At 46.5% G+C, this 20,701-nt stretch carries 18 protein-coding genes; 6 read left to right on the forward strand and 12 right to left on the reverse strand.

Features of this window, described 5'->3' with window-relative positions; all coding sequences use genetic code 11:
- The first annotated feature begins 72 nt into the window (after positions 1 to 72).
- The 6 genes from ACFI6L_RS01750 (at position 73) to ACFI6L_RS01775 (ending at position 5,306) form a co-directional block, all read left to right on the forward strand.
- Positions 73 to 1,281: a type II secretion system F family protein gene (locus tag ACFI6L_RS01750; RefSeq protein ID WP_435786686.1), complete on the forward strand. Its 1,209-nt coding sequence runs from the start codon at positions 73 to 75 to the stop codon at positions 1,279 to 1,281.
- A gap of 52 nt (positions 1,282 to 1,333) precedes the next feature.
- Positions 1,334 to 2,227 carry a prepilin peptidase gene (locus ACFI6L_RS01755; RefSeq protein ID WP_462573313.1) on the forward strand — a complete coding sequence of 298 codons (894 nt, stop codon included), beginning with the start codon at positions 1,334 to 1,336 and terminating at the stop codon, positions 2,225 to 2,227.
- Between the two features lie 18 nt (positions 2,228 to 2,245).
- Positions 2,246 to 2,857 (forward strand): dephospho-CoA kinase, encoded by a 612-nt coding sequence (gene coaE, locus ACFI6L_RS01760; protein WP_283622374.1) that lies wholly within the window; start codon positions 2,246 to 2,248, stop codon positions 2,855 to 2,857.
- Positions 2,858 to 3,100: 243 nt separating this feature from the next.
- Complete coding sequence (zapD, locus tag ACFI6L_RS01765; protein WP_342317703.1) at positions 3,101 to 3,853, forward strand: cell division protein ZapD; 753 nt, start codon at positions 3,101 to 3,103, stop codon at positions 3,851 to 3,853.
- Between the two features lie 133 nt (positions 3,854 to 3,986).
- Positions 3,987 to 4,214, forward strand: coding sequence for a DNA gyrase inhibitor YacG (gene yacG, locus ACFI6L_RS01770; protein WP_061486400.1), 228 nt, complete (start codon positions 3,987 to 3,989; stop codon positions 4,212 to 4,214).
- Positions 4,215 to 4,433: 219 nt separating this feature from the next.
- Positions 4,434 to 5,306 carry an aspartoacylase gene (locus ACFI6L_RS01775; RefSeq protein WP_061486401.1) on the forward strand — a complete coding sequence of 291 codons (873 nt, stop codon included), beginning with the start codon at positions 4,434 to 4,436 and terminating at the stop codon, positions 5,304 to 5,306.
- A 119-nt stretch (positions 5,307 to 5,425) separates the two neighbouring features.
- On the opposite strand, the gene mutT is transcribed toward ACFI6L_RS01775, so the two are convergent.
- From mutT to murD, 12 genes are all read right to left on the reverse strand, one after another.
- Positions 5,426 to 5,809, reverse strand: coding sequence for an 8-oxo-dGTP diphosphatase MutT (gene mutT / locus ACFI6L_RS01780; RefSeq protein WP_348670395.1), 384 nt, complete (start codon positions 5,807 to 5,809; stop codon positions 5,426 to 5,428).
- Entirely contained in the window at positions 5,809 to 8,517 is a 2,709-nt protein-coding gene (secA, locus tag ACFI6L_RS01785) for a preprotein translocase subunit SecA (RefSeq protein ID WP_462573315.1), read from the reverse strand. The genes mutT and secA overlap by 1 nt, the downstream gene beginning before the upstream one ends.
- A 181-nt stretch (positions 8,518 to 8,698) precedes the next feature.
- A complete protein-coding gene (locus ACFI6L_RS01790) occupies positions 8,699 to 9,577 on the reverse strand; it encodes a M23 family metallopeptidase (protein WP_014950422.1) in 879 nt (292 codons plus the stop codon).
- A 208-nt stretch (positions 9,578 to 9,785) separates the two neighbouring features.
- A complete protein-coding gene (lpxC, locus tag ACFI6L_RS01795; RefSeq protein ID WP_014980041.1) occupies positions 9,786 to 10,697 on the reverse strand; it encodes a UDP-3-O-acyl-N-acetylglucosamine deacetylase in 912 nt (303 codons plus the stop codon).
- Between the two features lie 214 nt (positions 10,698 to 10,911).
- Positions 10,912 to 12,078: a cell division protein FtsZ gene (gene ftsZ / locus ACFI6L_RS01800; RefSeq protein WP_014980042.1), complete on the reverse strand. Its 1,167-nt coding sequence runs from the start codon at positions 12,076 to 12,078 to the stop codon at positions 10,912 to 10,914.
- A gap of 108 nt (positions 12,079 to 12,186) precedes the next feature.
- On the reverse strand, positions 12,187 to 13,416 hold the full coding sequence (gene ftsA / locus ACFI6L_RS01805) for a cell division protein FtsA (protein WP_014980043.1): 1,230 nt from the start codon (positions 13,414 to 13,416) through the stop codon (positions 12,187 to 12,189).
- A gap of 7 nt (positions 13,417 to 13,423) precedes the next feature.
- A complete protein-coding gene (locus ACFI6L_RS01810; RefSeq protein WP_014977223.1) occupies positions 13,424 to 14,194 on the reverse strand; it encodes a cell division protein FtsQ/DivIB in 771 nt (256 codons plus the stop codon).
- 2 nt (positions 14,195 to 14,196) lie between these two features.
- Positions 14,197 to 15,180: a D-alanine--D-alanine ligase gene (locus ACFI6L_RS01815; RefSeq protein WP_014950427.1), complete on the reverse strand. Its 984-nt coding sequence runs from the start codon at positions 15,178 to 15,180 to the stop codon at positions 14,197 to 14,199.
- Position 15,181: 1 nt separating this feature from the next.
- Positions 15,182 to 16,627: a UDP-N-acetylmuramate--L-alanine ligase gene (gene murC / locus ACFI6L_RS01820; protein WP_069944763.1), complete on the reverse strand. Its 1,446-nt coding sequence runs from the start codon at positions 16,625 to 16,627 to the stop codon at positions 15,182 to 15,184.
- Positions 16,627 to 17,745, reverse strand: a complete 1,119-nt coding sequence (gene murG, locus ACFI6L_RS01825) for an undecaprenyldiphospho-muramoylpentapeptide beta-N-acetylglucosaminyltransferase (protein WP_462573316.1) — start codon at positions 17,743 to 17,745, stop codon at positions 16,627 to 16,629. Before murG ends, murC begins: the two co-directional genes overlap by 1 nt.
- Positions 17,738 to 19,159, reverse strand: a complete 1,422-nt coding sequence (ftsW, locus tag ACFI6L_RS01830) for a cell division protein FtsW (protein WP_039227951.1) — start codon at positions 19,157 to 19,159, stop codon at positions 17,738 to 17,740. The genes murG and ftsW overlap by 8 nt, the downstream gene beginning before the upstream one ends.
- Entirely contained in the window at positions 19,156 to 20,700 is a 1,545-nt protein-coding gene (gene murD, locus ACFI6L_RS01835) for a UDP-N-acetylmuramoyl-L-alanine--D-glutamate ligase (RefSeq protein WP_462573318.1), read from the reverse strand. The genes ftsW and murD overlap by 4 nt, the downstream gene beginning before the upstream one ends.
- Between the last annotated feature and the right edge of the window lies 1 nt (position 20,701).

Genomic DNA, 20,701 nt, shown 5'->3' on the forward strand with positions numbered 1-20,701 from the left:
CAAAGTAATTGTATAGAAAAAGCCCGGTATTCACTGGGCTTTTTTGTTTCAATTTTTAAAAGGCACACGGTAATGGCAAAGGCAGCTACTATATTCACTTGGCAAGGAAAGGACCGTCACGGCCAAGCCCGAAAAGGCGAAATTTCAGCAACGTCACTTTCCGAAGCCAAAAACCTTTTACGTCGCCAAGGCATTTCTGCCAATAAGGTTAAAAAGCTCGCTAAACCTTTGTTTGGTGGTGCACAGAAGATAAAGCCTGCCGACATCTCTGTCATTTCTCGTCAAATCGCCACCATGCTTGCCGCTGGGGTGACCCTTATTCAGTCCTTGGATATGATTGCGCAGGGACATGCCAACCCGTCGATGCGGAAACTTTTAGGCGAAATTACCGATGAGGTTAAATCTGGTAACCCGCTCTCGTCGGCGCTTAGAAAACACCCCCTATATTTTGACGATTTGTATTGCGACTTGGTTTACACCGGTGAGCAGTCGGGCGCACTTGAAACGATTTATGACCGCATCGCGACCTACAAAGAAAAGGCCGAAGCTCTAAAATCAAAAATCAAAAAAGCGATGTTTTACCCTATCGCGGTTTTGGTTGTTGCCTTTATTGTTACGACCATCCTTCTTATATTTGTTGTGCCGCAGTTTGAAGAGATTTTCAGCAGCTTTGGCGCAGAACTCCCTGCCTTCACCCAGTTCGTATTGGCTATTTCACGGTTCGTCCAAGACTACGGTATTTTTATCGCCATAGGTATTGGCGGTGCTGGGTTTATGTTTATGCGCACCTATAAGCGAAGCCAGAAGCTACGTGACACGGTAGACCGCAACATTTTAAAAATTCCCGTTATTGGCGAAATACTAAAGAAAGCAAGTATTGCGCGCTTTACCCGAACCCTAGCCACGACCTTTGCAGCAGGTGTGCCGCTTATTGGCGCACTTGAATCCGCCGCAGGTGCATCGGGCAACGCAGTATACCGCGAAGCCATTTTATACATGCGTAAAGAAGTGGCGGGCGGTATGCCAATGCATGTTGCGATGCGCGCTACACAAGTATTCCCTGACATGGTGACGCAGATGATTGCCATTGGTGAAGAGTCGGGCGCGGTTGATGAAATGCTCAGCAAAATTGCCACCATATATGAAGCTGAAGTCGATGATATGGTAGACGGTTTAACTAGCCTACTTGAACCTATGATCATGGCCGTACTTGGCGTGGTAATCGGCGGCTTGATTGTGGCTATGTACCTCCCTATATTCCAGATGGGTAACGTGGTATAACGTGGCTCAGCACCAAAAGAACGAAAATCAACAATCATAAGAACCACATACCATGGACGCGATAATTACGCTTAGTCAGCTTTACCCTGCTGTATTCTATTCCCTAGTCTTTTTTGTAAGCTTAATGGTTGGCAGTTTCTTGAACGTGGTGATTTACCGCTTGCCTATTATGATGGAACGCAGCTGGCAGCAAGAGTACCAAAGCTATTTTAGCGAGGGTGAGCCGACACCTCACAATAAAAACTCATCAGCGTCAGAAGAAGTATTTAACCTTGTAAAACCAAACAGCACATGCCCTAGCTGCGGCCACAAGATTCGCGCATGGGAAAATGTTCCTGTTGTTAGCTACCTGTTCCTTAAAGGTAAATGCGCTAAATGCAAAGTTGGAATATCAGTTCGATACCCGCTGGTTGAATTGTTTACTGCTTTAGCCTGTACTTTTGCGGCCTATCAATTTGGTGTCACATCGCAAGCACTATGGGCCGTATTGTTTACTTACATACTCGTTGCTCTGCTGTTTATTGACTTAGATAAGATGCTATTACCTGACCAGTTGACACTGCCTCTACTGTGGTTGGGGTTACTGTTGAGCACGCAACACATTTTTGTAGGCACCACCGACGCTATTATTGGCGCAGCGGCGGGTTACTTAAGTTTATGGTCTGTTTATTGGCTATTTAAACTTGCCACTGGCAAAGAAGGCATGGGCTATGGCGATTTCAAGCTGCTCGCCGCACTTGGCGCTTATACGGGCTGGCAAGGTTTGCCCATTATTATTTTGCTCTCTTCGTTTGTTGGTGCAATTGCAGGCATACTCATAATGGTGATTCAAAACAAAGGTAAGTCGCTGGCAATTCCTTTTGGTCCCTATCTCGCAGTGGCGGGTTGGCTGACACTGCTTTTTAAAGATGCCATTATTACCACCTATCTTGATTACGTACTTTAGTTAGAAGGTGCCGGCATTATGAATAAGCAGACTCCCTTTGTAGTAGGCCTTACTGGCGGGATAGGTAGCGGTAAATCTGCTGCCACTGATATTTTTGCGTCGTTAGGCATAGACATCGTGGATGCCGACGAGGTCGCAAGAGATGTAGTTGCCGTGGGCTCACAAGGGTTACTTCAAATAGCTGAGCATTTTGGCGAGCATATTTTGCTTGAAGACGGTAGCCTTGATCGCGCCGCACTTCGAGAGAAGGTTTTTGCTAACCCAGATGAAAAAACCTGGCTGAACGGCCTTCTCCACCCGCTTATTCGTTCTCGCATGCAACAGCTAATCATGGAATCGACTTCCCCCTATTGCATCTTGTCTGTTCCACTATTGGTTGAAAACAAGCTTACTGAAATGTGTAACCACGTAGTAGTGGTTGACTGCCCTGAAGTGCTTCAGCTTGAACGCGCCTTAAAGCGAGATGGTAGCTCTGAAGCAACGATTAAAAGTATTATGGCGTCACAAGCTAGCCGTAAAGAACGGCTGAGCGCTGCAGACCATGTATTAGACAATAGCACCAGCCTAAACGCCCTCTCTTCGCAAGTTTCGGCCTTGCATGAACACTTACTTTTGCTATCTAAAGCGTGAAGTTGATAGACGAAGTTAACGCAAAAACACTTCCCTAATAACTAAATTCACTATCTAAAAGCAGGGCGTTACAGCCTTACGGATTGATTTTTGAAACTTTTTTGACCAATTAACGTCAAAGTAAAGATTTGGCGAACAAGTATACTTGGCTTAAACGCTTTGATGCTTTAGGCTTGTTGCCTTTCACTGTTCAGCTAAATTTTTAGCGACATTTCTCTAAGTCTATGTGTTTTAAGGGGTTCCATGGGTCACGCTGTTTTCGAATTTCCACTAAAGGAAAAAGTACGTAACTATTTACGTGTTGAGCAGCTGCTTGGACAACTTAAAATTACGGCTAAATCAGAACATACTCATCTGCAGCTGGTGTTTTTTGAACAGCTTTTCGAATTACTTGATCTCATTGAAAGACTGGATCTTCGCTCCGATCTTACCAAAGACCTCGAAGCCCATGAAAAGAACTTGGTTTATTGGTCTAAACACCCGAAAATTGACAGCACCGCCTTAGAGCAAGCGCTAAAAACCGTGCTTACCCTAAAACAAAAGCTAAAAACAGACCGCCGTTTTGGTAGTGCTTTGAAAGAAGATAAACTGCTAAGCGCAATCAGGCAGCGCTTTGCCATTCCAGGTGGCGCGTGCAGCTTCGATTTGCCCAATCTTCATTTTTGGTTACAACAACCCCTTGAACAACGCCTCGCTGAAATAGCGCAATGGCTTGAAACGTTAGCCTTACTCGATGATGCGATTGCTGTTAGCCTGTCGTTTATTCGCGAACGAGGTCAATTTGTCAATGTAGTTGCTGACAACGGTTTTTACCAAGGCGCTGCAGAAGATAAAAACGAGTTAATTCGCGTTAAATGTAGCGTTGATGAAGGGTATTACCCTACGCTTAGCGGCAACAAATACCGTTACGCACTCCGCTTCATGCTATTTTCTCCTCTAGAGGGCCAATCTGGCGCAGTGGAAAGCAGTATTCAGTTTCGTTTAGCGGCCTGTTAAACTTAAGACCTGCTGACGTGTGATGTACCGCAAAGATCAGCAGGCCAGAGTCTTTAATTTATTATTTACCGTCTGCGGTAGTATAAGCAAATCGCAAACTTCGCCGTTTAGACGTATTTCACTGGAGTAAATAATGGAAGTGAAATGTCCTATTTGTGCCAAGCAGGTTGTTTGGGCACCAACAAGCGAATATCGCCCTTTTTGCAGTAAAAAATGCCAACTTATCGATTTAGGTGAATGGGCCGCTGAAGACAGAAAAATAACCGGCAAGCCTGCAGAAGACGCAACGCCCAAGCATATCGATGTTGAAGAGATAGAGGCGATGCTAGCACAGCAATCAGATGACTTCTTTAAGCACTAATACGCGCTGTCTTTCCCCACAATTTGGCAAACATCAGTATTTAGGTAAATTCTACTAAGACGTATTCTCGTACAAAGCGCAGTGGTGTAGTATCGGTTTACTTGCTCTCCAAGTCGTGGGTAGATGCGCAGACAGCGAACGTATTAATTCATCACAATATTACTCAATAGCTCGCTGCGCAGCCTTCCTCATCTTCAACCTATACAAAAAGGAACATGAATGTTTAATTCTATCGCGCTTGTTGGTGGTACTCATGGAAATGAAACCAGTGGTATTCAGCTTATTCGAAACTGGCAACAGTTTGGGCTACCTTCGCGATTTAATGAGCTAAATGTTTCGTTAAGCATCGCCAATGAAGCGGCCATTGCGGCAAACGTTCGTTTCGTAGACGAAGACTTAAACCGTCAGTTTACCTTTGAACGTTTATCGAATAACAATTCTGCGAAAGAAGCTGAGCTTGCTAAGGCTCTTAACCAACAGTTAGGGCCTAAGGGTGATTCGAACACAGATTTTGTGATTGATATTCACAACACCACCAGCGAAATGGGTGCTACGCTTATCATTTTGGAAGCGGATGAATTTCATATTCAGCTGGCGCGATACGTAAAGCAGCAAATGCCAGAAGCCAACATTTTGGTAGAAGACGAAAAGCCCTACCTTGAACATGGTTACCTGTGCACAACTGGTAAGAAAGGTGTAATGATAGAAGTGGGTGGGCAGCCACAGGGCGTGTTAAGAGAAGATGTTTACCTTCTAACACAAACCATGGCTGAAGCAATATTGGATTTTTGTGCCGCGTATAATAAAGGGCAAATCAGTACTGACGCTTTGCCTGCCTGTGAAGCTTTTCGTTTAGGCGATAATGTGTCTTTTCCGTTAGATGCTAATGGAAAACGTACCGCCATGATCCATCATTCACTGCAAGATAACGATTTCAAACCTCTCATACCTGGGGCACCTGTATTTCGAACGTTTGACGGCAAAGATATCCTATGGGAAAACGAAGCTGAAACCTACCCGCACTTTATTAATGAAGCCGCTTATTTCAAACTGGATGTGGCATTTGCCACCGCTGAACGAATAACCTTGTAGGTGTAGCTCCGAAAAGGTATATCTTGAGCGCTCTTAATTTTCCAATCTAAAGCAAAGAAATCGCTTAAAATAGAACTGCTCTAAAAGAAAACGGCCACTTTAAGATGTGGCCGTTTTTATTATTTTTGCAATGCGCTAATAATGGGTATATTCGCTTCAGGAAAGTCAGAGGCGTTTAGTGACGTTACCCTTACCCATCGAGACTGTTGGCCTTCTTTGCCGTGCGGCTCGCCGGTAAAATCACACACGCGATGAACATCTAGTTTAACTTGCTTGTCGCCGTAATCATGGGTAATCACAATCACAGGCTCGCTGCGGTTCACAATAATCCCAACTTCTTCAACAAGCTCTCGCTTCAGCGCCTGTAGAACAGTCTCACCATCTTCTACTTTGCCGCCGGGAAATTCCCATTTTCCGCCCTGATGAACATTGTCAGGGCGAAGAGTAATGAATATTTCATCGCCGCGGGCGATAACGCCCACAGCAACATGCACTACTTTCATTACTTAAGCTTGCCGTGACACTGCTTATACTTTTTACCAGAGCCACAAGGACATGGGTCGTTACGGCCTACTTTCGCACCTTCGCGAACTTGCGTACGTACTCTGTCGCTAGCTTCTTCTGGTGTTGCACTCGCTTCTTCGTGCTCGAAGTTCTTAGGCACATCGTCAGCTTGACGACGTTGCTCTTCTACTTTTTGCACGTCTTCTTCAGCTTGTACTTTTACACGCGCAAGAATGGTGATCACTTCAACTTTAAGCGCTTCTAGCATTTGTGAGAACAAGGCAAACGACTCACGCTTGTATTCTTGCTTAGGATTCTTCTGCGCATAGCCGCGTAAATGAATACCTTGGCGCAGGTGATCCATTGCCGCCAAATGCTCTTTCCAATGGCTGTCTAGGTTTTGAAGCATTACCGCTTTTTCAAACTGGCGCAGTACCTGCTCGCCCACTACCGCTTCTTTCTGCTTATAAGCATCAACGACTTCGCCAAGAATGCGCTCGCGAAGCTTCTCTTCGTAAAGTTTGTCGTCATTTTCAAGCCAGGTCTTGATTGGCAAGTCTACGGCGAAATCGGCACGCATGCGCTCTTCAAGTCCGCTTACATCCCACATTTCTTCTAGAGACTGTGGCGGAATGTACTCATCGACAACACTTGAAATAACGTCTTCACGAATAGCCGCGATAGTCTCGCTAATATCGCCTTCATCAAGAAGCTCATTGCGCTGCTCGTAGATGACTTTACGCTGGTCGTTGGCCACATCATCGTATTCAAGCAACTGCTTACGAATGTCGAAGTTACGACCTTCTACTTTGCGCTGTGCATTCTCGATGGCGCGAGTTACCCACGGATGCTCAATGGCTTCACCACGCTCCATACCTAAACGCTTCATCATGTTGCCCATTTTTTCAGAGGCAAAGATACGCATAAGTGCGTCGTCTAATGATAGGTAGAAACGGCTTGAACCCGGGTCACCTTGACGACCCGAACGACCGCGAAGCTGGTTATCAATACGGCGAGACTCGTGACGCTCCGTACCAATAATGTGTAAACCACCTGAGGCAAGCACAGCGTCATGGCTTTCTTTCCATTCGGCTTTGATCTTCTCAATCTGCGCTTCAGTTGGATTTTCAATCTTTTCTACTTCTGCCTGCCAGTTACCACCTAACACGATATCGGTACCACGACCTGCCATGTTAGTCGCAATCGTAACCGCGCCTGGCTTACCAGCCTGAGCGACGATATCTGCTTCGTGTTCGTGGAACTTAGCGTTAAGCACTTTATGAGGAATTTTCGACTTCTTAAGAATGCGAGAAATGAGTTCTGAATTCTCGATAGACACAGTACCCACAAGCGTAGGTTGACCGCGTTTAACGCACTCTTTAATGTCTTCAACAATGGCTTCGTATTTTTCTTCTGCCGTTAGGTAGATGAGGTCAGCCATATCTTTACGCTGCATAGGACGGTTTGTTGGGATAACTACCGTTTCTAAGCCGTAAATATGGTTAAATTCGAAGGCTTCTGTATCTGCTGTACCTGTCATACCCGCAAGCTTGTTATACAAGCGGAAATAATTCTGGAAGGTAATTGACGCAAGGGTTTGGTTTTCGTTTTGAATACGAACCCCTTCTTTCGCTTCTACAGCTTGGTGTAAACCTTCAGACCAGCGACGGCCTTCCATCGTACGACCCGTATGCTCGTCAACAATAACGATTTGGTCTTCTTTAACGATGTAGTCTACGTCTTTAGCAAACAACTTGTGTGCACGAAGCGCAGCGTTAATATGATGAAGCAGTGAAATATTACCTGCAGCAAACAGCGACTCGCCTTCAGGCAGCATGCCCTCTTGTTGAAGAATTTCCTCAACGTGAATTTGACCGCGCTCGGTAAGATGAATTTGTTTTGCCTTAAGGTCAATCGTGTAGTCACCATCGCCCTCTTGGCCTTCTTCATCCTCTTTTTCTTGCTGAACAAGTTTAGGAATAATGGTGTTGATGCGGCGATACAGCTCTGAGCTATCTTCGGCCTGACCAGAAATAATAAGTGGCGTACGGGCTTCGTCGATAAGGATTGAGTCAACTTCGTCCACTACCGCATAGTTCAGCGGGCGCTGAACGCGGTCCTGAGGGCTGAACGCCATATTGTCGCGCAGGTAATCAAAACCAAACTCGTTGTTGGTTCCATAGGTAACATCTGCTTGGTATGCGTCGCGCTTTTGCTCAGGTGACATACCCGGTACGTTGCAACCTACACGCATACCTAAAAACATGAATAACTGATTACTCCACTCAGCATCACGACGTGCAAGGTAGTCATTCACGGTAACAACGTGAACACCTTTGCCTGATAGGGCATTAAGGTAAGTTGGCAAAGTAGCCGTAAGGGTTTTACCTTCACCGGTACGCATTTCCGAAATTTTGCCTTCGTGAAGTACTTGACCGCCTAGCATCTGAACGTCGAAGTGACGCATGCCGTATACGCGTTTACTTGCTTCACGCACCGTAGCGAAGGCTTCTACAAGAATATCGTCAAGGGTTTCACCCTTTTCAATACGCGCTTTAAATTCGTCTGTCTTAGCCTTTAGCGCCTCATCGGAAAGCTTTTCAAATTCTGCTTCCAGTGCATTGATGGCATCTACGTTTTTGCGTAATTTTTTTAATAGTCGGTCGTTTCTACTACCGAATACTTTTCGAAGGATGCTTGAAAACATTAGCTTTATTATTCCACTACTTGTCGAGGCGCCGCACAATGTGCACAGCTAAATTAAACGTATAAAACACAACGGTAACCACGTTGTGTTTTGCGATGTTCTAAAATTATGCTTCTTCGTTTTAGATGACTTTTAATTAATAAAGGCACCGTCTACGAGAATTACCTGGCTGCTACCTATGCTACTTTTTGTAGACAAAAGGCAGAGGATCGACTTGTTTTCCGTTTCTTATTACTTCGTAGTGAACATGAACGCCAGTTGAGCGCCCCGTATTGCCCATTTTAGCGATAGGTTCCCCTTTGGTTACCACGTCGCCTATTGAGACAGTAAGGGTATCGTTATGCCCATAGCGGGTAACAAAACCATCACCGTGATCAATTTCTACAAGTTGGCCATAGCCGTAGCGATCACCAGCCCAGGTCACAATACCTGCGGCAGTTGCCACTACGTTTTCCCCTGCCTTACCAGCGAAATCTAGCCCTTTGTGCATAGTTGGTTCGCCGGTAAACGGGTCGGCCCGCATACCATAATAAGAAGACAACCACCCTGACTCTATCGGACGACCAGATAATTGGCTCTGTTCGTGGATATGGTGACCCCTGACCAAACTTTCAAGCATAGACAACTGTTGAGACTTCAAATCGAGTGATTGCTCTAGTTTGGCTATTTCGTGAAGGATGGGATCGTCTTGAAGGTTATCCGGTATCGATACCGGTACGAAAGCGTCCAGGTCAGCCGCTGACATACCTAATTCTGTTGCGATTTGCTTACCTTTCTCGTCCAGCAATGTAGCCTGCGCAGATAACTCTGCGACGTGAGAAAGCAAAGCTTGTAATTTGACCGTTGTTTGCTGTTTTAACGCTTCAACGTCTTTTTGTCGTTCGTTGACTTCAGTCTGTGCCAAACGAACTCGTGCAATATCTTCTGATACCGATTCTGTTGAACGGCTCGACACTAGCATAAAAATAGACGAGAGCACCGTTGCGCTCACAAGCGTACGGACACTAATACTGTGCCTATAGCGTTTATTTTTACCAGCGAGTGTAATTGTTAGTTTCATACCACGAAGAAAATTGCTGTTTCACGCCACTCTTTTCATACCACTTCATACCACGATGAATGTGTTTTTAGCCAAAGGCGACAACCTTCGACCTATCGTTTTTATGTCACATGGGTGAAATTTATATTAATTATTCGGCTACTGTATCATTTATTTCAGTAAATGCCATACGAAAAAAAGCCGCCCGTAAGGCGGCTTTTTAAAATTCTTACGCTAATGCGGGCTGAGCATAACGAATTGGTGCTGTTTCCTGCGAGTCGTAGGTCACGAACTCCCAACACTCTTTTTGCGCAAGTACTGCATTTAATAGCTTGTTATTCAGACCATGGCCTGTTTTGTACGCACGCAATTCACCAATTAGACTATGGCCGCCAAGGTATAAGTCACCGATAGCATCCAAAATCTTATGCTTTAAGAACTCATCGTCGTAGCGCAACCCTTCAGGGTTGAGTACGCGGAATTCGTCCAACGCCACTGCGTTTTCCATGCTGCCACCCAACGCTAGGTTGTTAGCATTCATGTACTCTAAGTCGCGCATAAAACCAAAAGTGCGTGCCCGGCTAACTTCGCTTACATATGAGCATGAATCAAAATCCATCACCATATGCTGACGAGTTTGACTGATCACAGGATGATCAAAGTCAATTTGGAAATCAACGCGGAAACCGTCATAAGGCACTAATTCGGCCCACTTATCGCCATCTTCTACACGAACTGGCTTTTTAATACGAATAAATTGCTTAGGCGCGTTTAGTTCTTCGATACCGGCAGATTGAAGCAAGAATACGAACGGGCTAGCACTTCCGTCCATAATTGGCAGCTCGTTACTGTCTACTTCAACAATAATATTGTCGATACCTAAACCTGCAAGCGCAGACGCTAAGTGTTCTACCGTTTGGATAGTCACACCGTCTTCGTTATTCAGGCACGTACACAGCATGGTATTACCTACCGCGTTCGCACGCGAAGGTATGTCAACATGTGGTTCAAGGTCAACACGCCTAAACACGATACCCGTGTTTGCTGGCGCAGGTCGGAGAGTCATTGTGACCTTTTCCCCTTTATGAAGCCCAATTCCGGTCTCTTGTACCGATTGCTTGATTGTACGTTGTCTAATCATCTGCTTAAGCTTTTACCTATTAAAAAAAGCGGGCGCGAATTATAGTGAGTTATTACTCACATGTCAAAAAACACCCGTTCTGACGGATTTAACTCTGTCAGATTACGTATTTAATCAACCTATCCACGCGAAATTTTTCACGTTGTATAAATACACCTTACTAGGTGAGACATCACAAACGCGAAATAATTCCCTTCCGTTTCAGGCAGCTAAATTAGTCTGCCTGCTTACGAAGAAATGCAGGAATATCTAAATATTCCAAATCATTTTCTGGCTGTGCACTGTCGTCGGCCTTCAGCGCCTGATTGCCCTCTGTACCGCCTACTGCAGAACGTGGTTCACTTGATTGCGTGTTACCGTATTCTTTTGCAGGCTGTGTTAGACGAGAGCCTTCAGAGCTTACTAGCGAAATGTCAGGCTTGCGCTCTGCGCCAATACCGGTTGCAACAACCGTTACGCGAAGCTCGTCTGTCATTTCCATATCGATCACTGTACCCACAACCACTGTGGCGTTCTCTGAGGCAAACGCTTTAACGGCGTTACCAACAGTCTCAAACTCGTCGATGGCGAAATCTGGACCCGCAGTGATATTTACAAGAATACCGCGCGCGCCTGACAAGTCGATATCTTCAAGAAGCGGACTGGCAATCGCGGCTTCAGCAGCTTCTTCAGCACGGTCTGGACCGCTTGCAGCGCCACTACCCATCATCGCTTTACCCATCTCAGACATAACGGTACGTACGTCTGCGAAGTCAACGTTGATTAGACCAGGACGGGTAATCAGTTCAGCAATACCTTGAACTGCACCGCGTAATACGTCATTTGCAGCGCTAAACGCTTGAAGAAGCGGCGTGCCTGGACCCATTACTTTAAGTAGTTTTTCGTTTGGAATAGTAATCAGCGAGTCAACGTTGTTAGACAACTCTACGATGCCCTGTTCCGCAAACGAGGTGCGTTTTTTACCTTCAAATGGGAATGGCTTGGTAACTACCGCTACCGTAAGAATGCCCATTTCACGAGCAATTTTTGCCACTTCTGGCGCTGCGCCCGTTCCTGTACCACCGCCCATACCGGCAGTAATGAAAACCATGTCTGCACCGTCTAGCGCCTGACGAATGGTTTCTCTGTCTTCTTGTGCTGCTTCTCGACCAATGTTCGGATCAGCACCCGCACCTAACCCTTTTGTTACACTTGAGCCAATTTGAAGTGTAACGTCTGCACTTGAGCTGCGAAGCACCTGTGCATCGGTGTTAACTGCAATAAATTCTACGCCTTCAATGCTTTGAGACACCATGTGCTCAACGGCATTGCCGCCGCCGCCACCGACACCGATGACTTTGATTACGGCTTCTTCGCCGTGACTATCCATTAATTCGAACATACTTACTCTCCGGTTGTACGTCTTTTAAACACTACGCCAGGTCATTCCCTTAGGCTAATTGCTTCCTGCTAGCCTTGATGCCGTAGCTATAGCGCCCCCAAAATAAAATTAAAATTCACCTTTAAACCAGCTTTGCACTCGATGAAATAAGCTTTCACCGGTCTTCTGCGTACTGGACTTCTTATTGTCAGATTGTACTTTGCCATATTGCAGCAGTCCTACGACTGTCGCAAATCCAGCGTCATCAACATATTCGGACAAGCCTTTTACGTTGATGGGTTTGCCCACGCGCACGGGCATCTGGAAAAGTTCTTCGGCAAATTCCACGGCACCTTCCATCTTAGCGGTACCGCCTGTAAGCACAAGGCCTGCAGCGATTTGCTCTTCCAGACCGCTGGCACGAATTTCATCATGTACCAGCTCAAAAAGCTCTTGATAGCGAGGTTCAATCACCTCAGCTAACGTATGACGAGACATCACTCTAGCTGGGCGTCCGCCCACGCTAGGCACTTCAATGCTGTCTTCCATACTCACCATATCCTTCAATGCACAGGCGTAATTCACCTTAATTTCTTCTGCATTGCTAATAGGCGTTCTAAATATTTTAGCAATGTCGCTGGTAATTTGATTACCCGCAACCGGTATTACCGCCGTGTGACGAATAGCGCCATCGGTGTAGATAACCATATCCATAGTACCACCACCGATATCAACCACACACACGCCAAGCTCGCGCTCGTCGTCAGTCAGTACCGCATAACTTGATGCCAACGCTGAAAAGATCAGCTGATCGGCATTAAGTTCACAACGCTCTACACATTTCACCATATTTTTCGCCATATCGTCGGCACAGGTAATAATGTGAGCATCCGCTTCCATTCTTACTCCCGACATGCCAATAGGGTTCTTAATCCCTTCCTGCACATCAATAGTAAATTCTTGTGGTAACACGTGTAGTAGACGACGTTCCGCTGCAATTGGCACACTGCGCGCTGCATGAATAACGTTATCTACGTCTTCTTGTGTTACTTCCTGATTGTTAATCGGTACCATGCCATTTTCATTTTGGCACTTAACGTGACGTCCCGAGATAGACATAAAAACTGAAGACACTCGGCAATCTGCCATTAACTCCATCTCGTTTACTGCACGCTGGACCGATTTCACCACCAGGTTCAAATCGTTAACGCCGCCCTTATCCATGCCTTTCGATGCATGGGTGCCCACGCCAACAATACTGATTTGATCATCTTCTAGTAATTCACCCACAACAGCTTTTACTTGGCTGGTGCCGATATCTAGTCCTACAATCAAATTGCGTTCAGCAGGTTTTGACATGGTTTCCTTAACTCTCTTCATCTGTGGCGCTGTCGTCTTTCCATCCGACTGCTACGCCCGTGTCATAGCGAAGGTCGACGTATTTCACCGCCTTCTCTTGTTGCGCCAGAAGTGGATAAACATCAATAAAGCGTTGTAGCCTATCGATAAACTCCTGACGTCCTAAATTCAATTTAATGCCGTTTTTCAACTGCACTTGCCATGCAAATCGCTCGCTTAAGGACAGCTCGTCTAACGTCATATCCGTCGTCGCTATCAACGCGTGCATGGCGTTGTAGCCTTCAAGGGCGGTTTTTTCGCTGCCACCCGGGCCGTAAAGGCGCGGTAAGTCTAACTTCACGCCTTCGTCGTTAAACGTATCGCCATAAGGGTTTAACAACAAATCTTCATTCCATTGCGCAACCGGCTGCTGCTCAACCAAATAAATTTTTAACGTATTTGGCCACTTCTTTCTTACTGACGCGCGATAAACCCAAGGCTGCGCTTCAACAAGCTCAAATACTTCGTTGACATCAAGGGCAAAAAAGCTTCCAGGCTGCGCCTTGCGTATTAACCGCTCTAGCTTGGTAATATCGATGTGCTGATAATCACCAGAAAAATCGATAACCTGTACCGGCATTTGCTGTTCATCCTGCAAATACTGATTTGCTTTAAGCCCACCAAACACTAATCCTGCAATAACAAACAGTAAGAAAGCGACGCCGCCCCACACTGCCGTTTTACTTTTGCCGCTCTTTGCAGAAGCGGGCTTACCTTGATTAGTGTTGGTATCAGCCACGTTTACGCCTTGTTTGCAACGTCATCAAAACTGGTAGAAAGAATACTTAATACCAGTTCATCAAAAGTTAATCCTGCAACTTTGGCTGCCTTAGGCACCAAACTTTTTTCTGTCATGCCAGGCACTGTGTTCGCCTCTAGCAAATAAAACTGCCTTTGGTTGTCCTGCATAACGTCAATTCTACCCCAGCCGCTGCCAGAAATAGCATCAAAAGCACGGGAAGCTAGTTTTGCTAGCTGTGCTTCTTGCTCTTCAGACAAGCCGCTTGGGCAATAGTATTCTGTTGTATTATCCTGATATTTCGCAGCATAATCATAGAATGTATGTGGAGTAGACATGCGAATAGACGGCAACGCCTGTCCCTGCAATACAGAAACAGTGAATTCGGGGCCATCTATATACTGCTCTAACAGGACTTGATTATCGTATTTAAAGGCGTCCTGAATGGCAGTTTCGAGCTGTTTAGCGCTTGTCACTCTCGCCATGCCAATACTCGACCCTTCTCTGGCCGGTTTTACCATGACTTCATTCCCCAATTTATCCATTATAGCGCTGCACTTACCAGCTTCAAAGTGCCTTTTATCAGCAATTTCATATTTTGCAGTGGGTAAGCCTAAACTTTGCCACACTTGCTTAGTATGAATTTTGTCCATTGCCAGCGCAGAACCTAAAACTCGGCTTCCCGTGTAGGGGATTTTTAGGAACTGAAGGGCTCCTTGCATAGAGCCATCTTCACCACCGCGACCGTGCAGCATAATGAGCGCTCTATCGACGTTAAGGTCGATAAGGTCGGTCAGAGGTCGCTCTGCTGGGTCAAACGCAAACGCATCTACGCCTTGTCGTAACAATGCATTTAACACCGCATTGCCCGAATTAAGCGATACTTCCCGTTCAGCAGAGTCACCGCCGAGCAGCACAGCTACTTTGCCATACTCGTTCGGCGAGTGGGTTTTCTGTGAGTGAATACTTACTGAAGGTGTAAACATCTTATTCCCCTTCCTTTGCAAGTGTGATCGGCTCTAGCGCGTGACGAGCTAAGAGCTTAGCAATTTGTCCGATGTTGCCCGCCCCTTGAGTCATAACGACGTCGCCATCTTGCATGATATTCGCCAAAATAGCTGGTAAGGCGTCTTTGTCACCTACGTACACAGGCTCTATTTGACCGCGCTGACGAATGGAACGGCATAGCGCTTTACTGTCAGCACCTTCAATAGGTTGTTCACTGGCAGCATATACATCAAGAAGCAACAGTGCATCAACGCTCGACAGTACCTCAACAAAGTCTTCGTAAAGGTCGCGGGTGCGCGTAAAGCGATGTGGCTGGTAAACCATAACCAAGCGCTTATCAGGCCAGTTTGCACGAGCCGCAGCGATAGTCGCCCTTACTTCGGTTGGGTGGTGACCATAGTCATCGACTAAACACACCTCGCCCTTACTGGTAGTAAACGTACCTAGCTGCTCGAAACGACGACCTATGCCGCCAAAACTAGCTAGTGCGCGAATGATAGCGTCGTCATCTACACCTTCATCCGTTGCTACAGCGATAGCAGCAAGCGCATTAAGCACATTGTGGTTACCGGTAAGATTCAGCGTAATATCTAACGGTTCGCGTTCTGGGCGTATAACCGTAAAATTCGCTTTACCGAATGACAGAGAAACATTTTCTGCGCGATAGTCATTATGTGATTCAAAACCGTAGGTAAGAATACTTCGACCTATACGAGGGCGAATTTCTTGGATATTTGCATCGTCACCGCACACAATGGCTTGACCATAAAACGGTAGGTTCGACAAGAAATCAACAAAGGTATCTTTCACCTTTGAGAAGTCGCCACCATAAGTATCCATATGGTCGGCTTCAATATTGGTCACCACAGAAACCATCGGCTGCAAATGAAGGAACGACGCATCGCTTTCGTCAGCCTCTGCGATTAGATAACGGCTTTTGCCTAGTCGCGCATTCGTACCAGCGCTGTTAAGCAAACCACCGATAACAAACGTAGGATCATACTCCGCTTCTGCGAAAATCGTTGAAATCAAACTGGTTGTGGTAGTTTTGCCGTGCGTACCCGCCACCGCAATACCGTGGCGGAATCGCATCAATTCTGCCAGCATTTCTGCACGGCGAATTATTGGAATGCGCTTTTCACGAGCCACGATAATCTCTGGGTTTTGCTCGTTGATGGCGCTAGACACCACAATAACGTCCATGCCTTCAACATTTTCCGCACGGTGGCCTATTTTCACATCAGCACCTAATTCGCTTAAGCGCTGTGTCATTGGCCCTTCTTGAATGTCAGAGCCAGCAATAGCATAACCTTCGTTCAGTAATACTTCGGCAATACCACCCATACCGGCACCGCCGATACCAATAAAGAATATATTTTTCACCCTGCGCATTTGCGGGCTTTCAAATGGGGTTTTAAAAACCATTAGTCCCCTACTCCTACCACGCTTTTAACGTGGCTTACTACATTTTCCGTGGCATGAGTGCTTGCACATGTTTTCGCAACAGCACCCATCTTTAAGCAGCCTTCAGGGTGTTGTAACCACTGACGCACCGCCTGCCCTAAATTTTCTTTCAATACAGATTGAGCAATCATCAGTGCCGCATTTTGCTTTACTAACGACTGCGCATTTTTTGTTTGGTGATCGTCAACCGCAAAAGGTAGCGGTACGAAAATCGCTGCGCGTCCGGCAGCTGCAACTTCACTTACCGTAAGCGCACCGGCTCTACAGACAACAAAGTCTGCCCATTCATAAGCTGCGGCCATGTCATCAATAAAGTCACTGACATCGATTTTCGACATATCTGCGCCCACCGACGTGTAGGCTTTAATGACACCTTCACTGTTGCCTTTTCCACATTGGTGTTTGATTGATAAACCTTCTAGCACCCCGCAAGTCTCCGGCACGGTTTCATTGAGAATTTGTGCGCCTAAACTGCCGCCTACAACAAGTAAATTAAGGCCTTGTTTATGCTCTGTGGTGTTTTCACGAGCGTCTGCGTCAATGTCTACAGATTTGGGCTTCACCTGCCAAATTTCATCACGAACAGGATTGCCAACAGTATGCACCTTAGTAGCGCCACCTGAAAATTGTTCTTTGGCATCGTCAAAGCCCAGAAGCACGCGGCTTGCGATTTTACTGAGGAGCTTATTGGTCATGCCCGCAGCAGCATTTTGCTCGTGCACAATAACGGGAATACCTAAGCTTTTTGCAGCAACCCCACCAGGGCCGCTAGCGTAACCGCCAAACCCAATAACGATATCAGGTTGAAGGCGCTTTATAATTCGCCTTGCAGAAAATAAGCTTTTAACTAACGCAACAGCACCTTGAAGACGTGCCGTAACACCTTTGCCACGAAGCCCTTTTACCGGAATAAAGTGAATAGGTATGTCGTGCTTAGGCACAACTTGCGCTTCCATCCGCTCGGCGGTGCCTAGCCAATGAATGTCCCAACCTTCCTTTCGAAGCGCGTTTGCCACTGCAAGGCCTGGGAAAACATGCCCGCCTGTACCGCCAGCCATAATTAAGCAACGCTTAGCCATTATCAGCCTCCTGCGCTACCCGCGCGAGTATAGCTTTAATGCCAGCTTTTCCTTCATCTTCCGCACTTGATGTTTTAGTGGGTTTAGCTTCAACCGTCGCTGTAGAAAAATCCGCTTCATCGGCTCCGCTCTCTACACTTGCCTCACCTTCAGCTTGTGACGCTTTAGTTTGCGACGTGCTTGTAGGAATAGGCTTTTTACGGCGGGCCTTGCTCTTACCGGATTTGCTGTCGCCCCGGCCAATCGCCTGTACGCCATCAACCCGTAATTCAAAATCGATACGAAGTAATATGGCTACTGCTACTGACATGATGATAAGTGACGAGCCGCCGTAGCTAACTAACGGCAGTGTTAACCCTTTTGTTGGCAGAATACCTGCGCTTGCACCAATATTTACCGCCGTTTGGAAACTGAACCAGATGCCTATGCTGTAAGCCATGTAACCATCAAACGCTCGCCCTTTTTCAAGTGCCTTATTTCCAATGCTCAGCGCACGCAACACCATCCACAAAATAAGGCCGAGTACGGCAAGCACACCAACGAAACCTAGCTCTTCCGCTAGGATGGCCATAACGAAGTCAGTGTGTGCTTCGGGTAAGAATTCCAGTTTTTGCAAACTATTGCCTAGGCCTTGCCCAAACCAGTTACCGCGGCCATAGGCCATCAAAGACTGGGTTAGCTGATAACCAGCGCCAAATGGGTCGGCCCAAGGGTCTAAAAAGGAGGTAACCCGTTTCATTCGGTATTCTTCAAACACGATAAGCGCTACAACCGCTAATATGCCTGCAAACACCAGTGCGAAGAACTGCCAAAGTCGTGCACCCGCTAAAAACAGCAAGCCAATCGTGGTTGCAAACATCACAACGACGGTACCTAAGTCTGGCTGTAGCAGTAATAGCATCGCTAACGCAAAGAACACGACAAGGGGTTTAATAAATCCTTTTAGATTTTCGGTCACTTCTTCGTAGCGGCGAACCAGATAACCCGCCAAATAGGCAAAGAAAAAGAGCTTAGCAGGCTCGGCAGCTTGAATGGTTATAGGCCCAATCGCCAACCAACGGGTACTCCCGTTTACAGTTCTTCCCACTACCAGAACTGCTAACAATAGCGCGATGGCCGCGAGCAGAAGATAGGGATTGGTCATGCGCCAAAACTGCATGGGCAAATTCAGCACTACCATAGCGGCAACGATCGCCCCAACAATGTAAATACCGTGGCGAATAGCAAAATAGAAGGGGTTGTCGTGCAGCCTATCGGCCACCGGCATCGACGCCGAGGTGACGATAATAATGCCAATACTCATTAGCGCGAGCGCAATTAAGATAAGCGTCACGTCATAGGGGTGCGTTGCCGAAGGTTGTCCGTCGTGCTTCGCGGCAAATAACGCGCTAAGTTTGGTAGAGGCAGCAATCATGATGTGGCCTCCACAGCGTCGTCGTTCTTACTGTGTAGATTAAGTAGGTCGTGTACATCTTGTTTAAACACGTCACCGCGATGCATATAGTTCTTAAACATATCTAAACTTGCACACGCAGGCGAAAGCAGCACAACATCACCAGGGGCAGCAAGTCTTGTTGCTGCTTTTACGGCGTCTTTCATCGTTGCCACACGAGTTGTATGCGCAAAACTCTTTTCAAACAGGTGTGCATCTTTGCCCAAAGCAAACACGTGCGATACATATTTAGTTAGATAAGGCGAGAGGCTGGCTATATCAGCGCCTTTAGCGTCACCACCTGCAATAAGAATGAGCTTCCCTTGTATAGTCGGGGCTAACCCTTCAAGGGCAGCTACAGTGGCGCCAATGTTGGTTGCTTTGGAATCGTCGATATAGCGGATGTCGTTTACACGGGCTATTTCCACACAACGATGTGGCGCAGCTTTAAAACTGTGTAGATGTTTAACCGCGAGCGCTGGCGAAACACCTAGCTGAAGGCAGATACCCAATGCAGCCATGATGTTTAGTACGTTGTGCATGCCCGCCAAATGAATATCGCTAAGGGCAATAAGCTTTTCGTCATTAAACGTGATGTATAGACTTTGTTCATCGCAAAGCGTACCACCGTCACCGTCAAAAGACGCAATCGCAAACCCTGTGGTCGACTCTCCCAGTCCATATTCAACAATGGTTTTTGACGCTAGCGCGTCTTCATTAAATTCGGCATTAGATACAGCATTAGATACGCCATCAGATACTGAATTTGATGCAGCATTACCCTTAGCGTCAGCAATAATCTGCTCGTCTGGCGCTACAAACTCACCGTCTCGCCATACAATCGCAGATTTCGCGTTATCAAAAATGCGATGCTTGGCATCGATATAGGCTTCAAGGGTACCGTGACGGTCTAGGTGATCATCGGAAATATTAAGAACAGTAGCAGCTTCGAGCACCAAGCTAGACGTTGTTTCAAGTTGAAAACTTGATAACTCCATCACCACTACATCGGCATCACTTTGAAGCGCTTCAAGCACAGGGCGGCCTACGTTACCCGCTTCAATACTTTTTACGCCGCAGCTTTTGAGCAGATGGTTCACTAATAAAGTAACCGTGGTTTTACCGTTAGAGCCGGTTATACCTACTACGCGCTTAGCTGGCGTAGCATCACTCGTGGAGGCATTTAATCGGGCAAACAATTCCACGTCGCCGATCACCTCAACACCACACTTTTGCGCTAAAGCCACTTGTTCAATATTCAGAGCAAGCCCCGGGCTTAACACCAAGGTGTCTACACCATCAAAGTAATCTTCGCTTAGAGCAGTGCAAGTGACCTTCTCTGCCATAAACGCTTGCATGTCAGTATCAATATCAGAATCAGGGTCGGTAACTAGAGTAAAATTAGCACGGGTATCAAATGCTTTAACCTTTGCCTGCTTTTGCAACAAAAAGCGCACGCAAGCCTGACCTGTAACACCTAGGCCACCGACTACATAACTATGCTCACGTACGTTATACGACATT

It is taken from the genome of Alteromonas sp. G4i35 (assembly GCF_054960375.1).

Coding starts and splice junctions, on each gene's coding strand:
- lpxC (WP_014980041.1), bottom strand. CDS start 10,697: ATGATTAGACAACGTACAATCAAGCAATCGGTACAAGAGACCGGAATT.
- ftsZ (WP_014980042.1), bottom strand. CDS start 12,078: ATGTTCGAATTAATGGATAGTCACGGCGAAGAAGCCGTAATCAAAGTC.
- murD (WP_462573318.1), bottom strand. CDS start 20,700: ATGTCGTATAACGTACGTGAGCATAGTTATGTAGTCGGTGGCCTAGGT.
- ftsW (WP_039227951.1), bottom strand. CDS start 19,159: ATGATTGCTGCCTCTACCAAACTTAGCGCGTTATTTGCCGCGAAGCAC.
- zapD (WP_342317703.1), top strand. CDS start 3,101: ATGGGTCACGCTGTTTTCGAATTTCCACTAAAGGAAAAAGTACGTAAC.
- coaE (WP_283622374.1), top strand. CDS start 2,246: ATGAATAAGCAGACTCCCTTTGTAGTAGGCCTTACTGGCGGGATAGGT.
- murC (WP_069944763.1), bottom strand. CDS start 16,627: ATGGTTTTTAAAACCCCATTTGAAAGCCCGCAAATGCGCAGGGTGAAA.
- ACFI6L_RS01775 (WP_061486401.1), top strand. CDS start 4,434: ATGTTTAATTCTATCGCGCTTGTTGGTGGTACTCATGGAAATGAAACC.
- secA (WP_462573315.1), bottom strand. CDS start 8,517: ATGTTTTCAAGCATCCTTCGAAAAGTATTCGGTAGTAGAAACGACCGA.
- yacG (WP_061486400.1), top strand. CDS start 3,987: ATGGAAGTGAAATGTCCTATTTGTGCCAAGCAGGTTGTTTGGGCACCA.
- ACFI6L_RS01750 (WP_435786686.1), top strand. CDS start 73: ATGGCAAAGGCAGCTACTATATTCACTTGGCAAGGAAAGGACCGTCAC.
- murG (WP_462573316.1), bottom strand. CDS start 17,745: ATGGCTAAGCGTTGCTTAATTATGGCTGGCGGTACAGGCGGGCATGTT.
- ftsA (WP_014980043.1), bottom strand. CDS start 13,416: ATGTCAAAACCTGCTGAACGCAATTTGATTGTAGGACTAGATATCGGC.
- ACFI6L_RS01790 (WP_014950422.1), bottom strand. CDS start 9,577: ATGAAACTAACAATTACACTCGCTGGTAAAAATAAACGCTATAGGCAC.
- ACFI6L_RS01755 (WP_462573313.1), top strand. CDS start 1,334: ATGGACGCGATAATTACGCTTAGTCAGCTTTACCCTGCTGTATTCTAT.
- mutT (WP_348670395.1), bottom strand. CDS start 5,809: ATGAAAGTAGTGCATGTTGCTGTGGGCGTTATCGCCCGCGGCGATGAA.
- ACFI6L_RS01815 (WP_014950427.1), bottom strand. CDS start 15,180: ATGTTTACACCTTCAGTAAGTATTCACTCACAGAAAACCCACTCGCCG.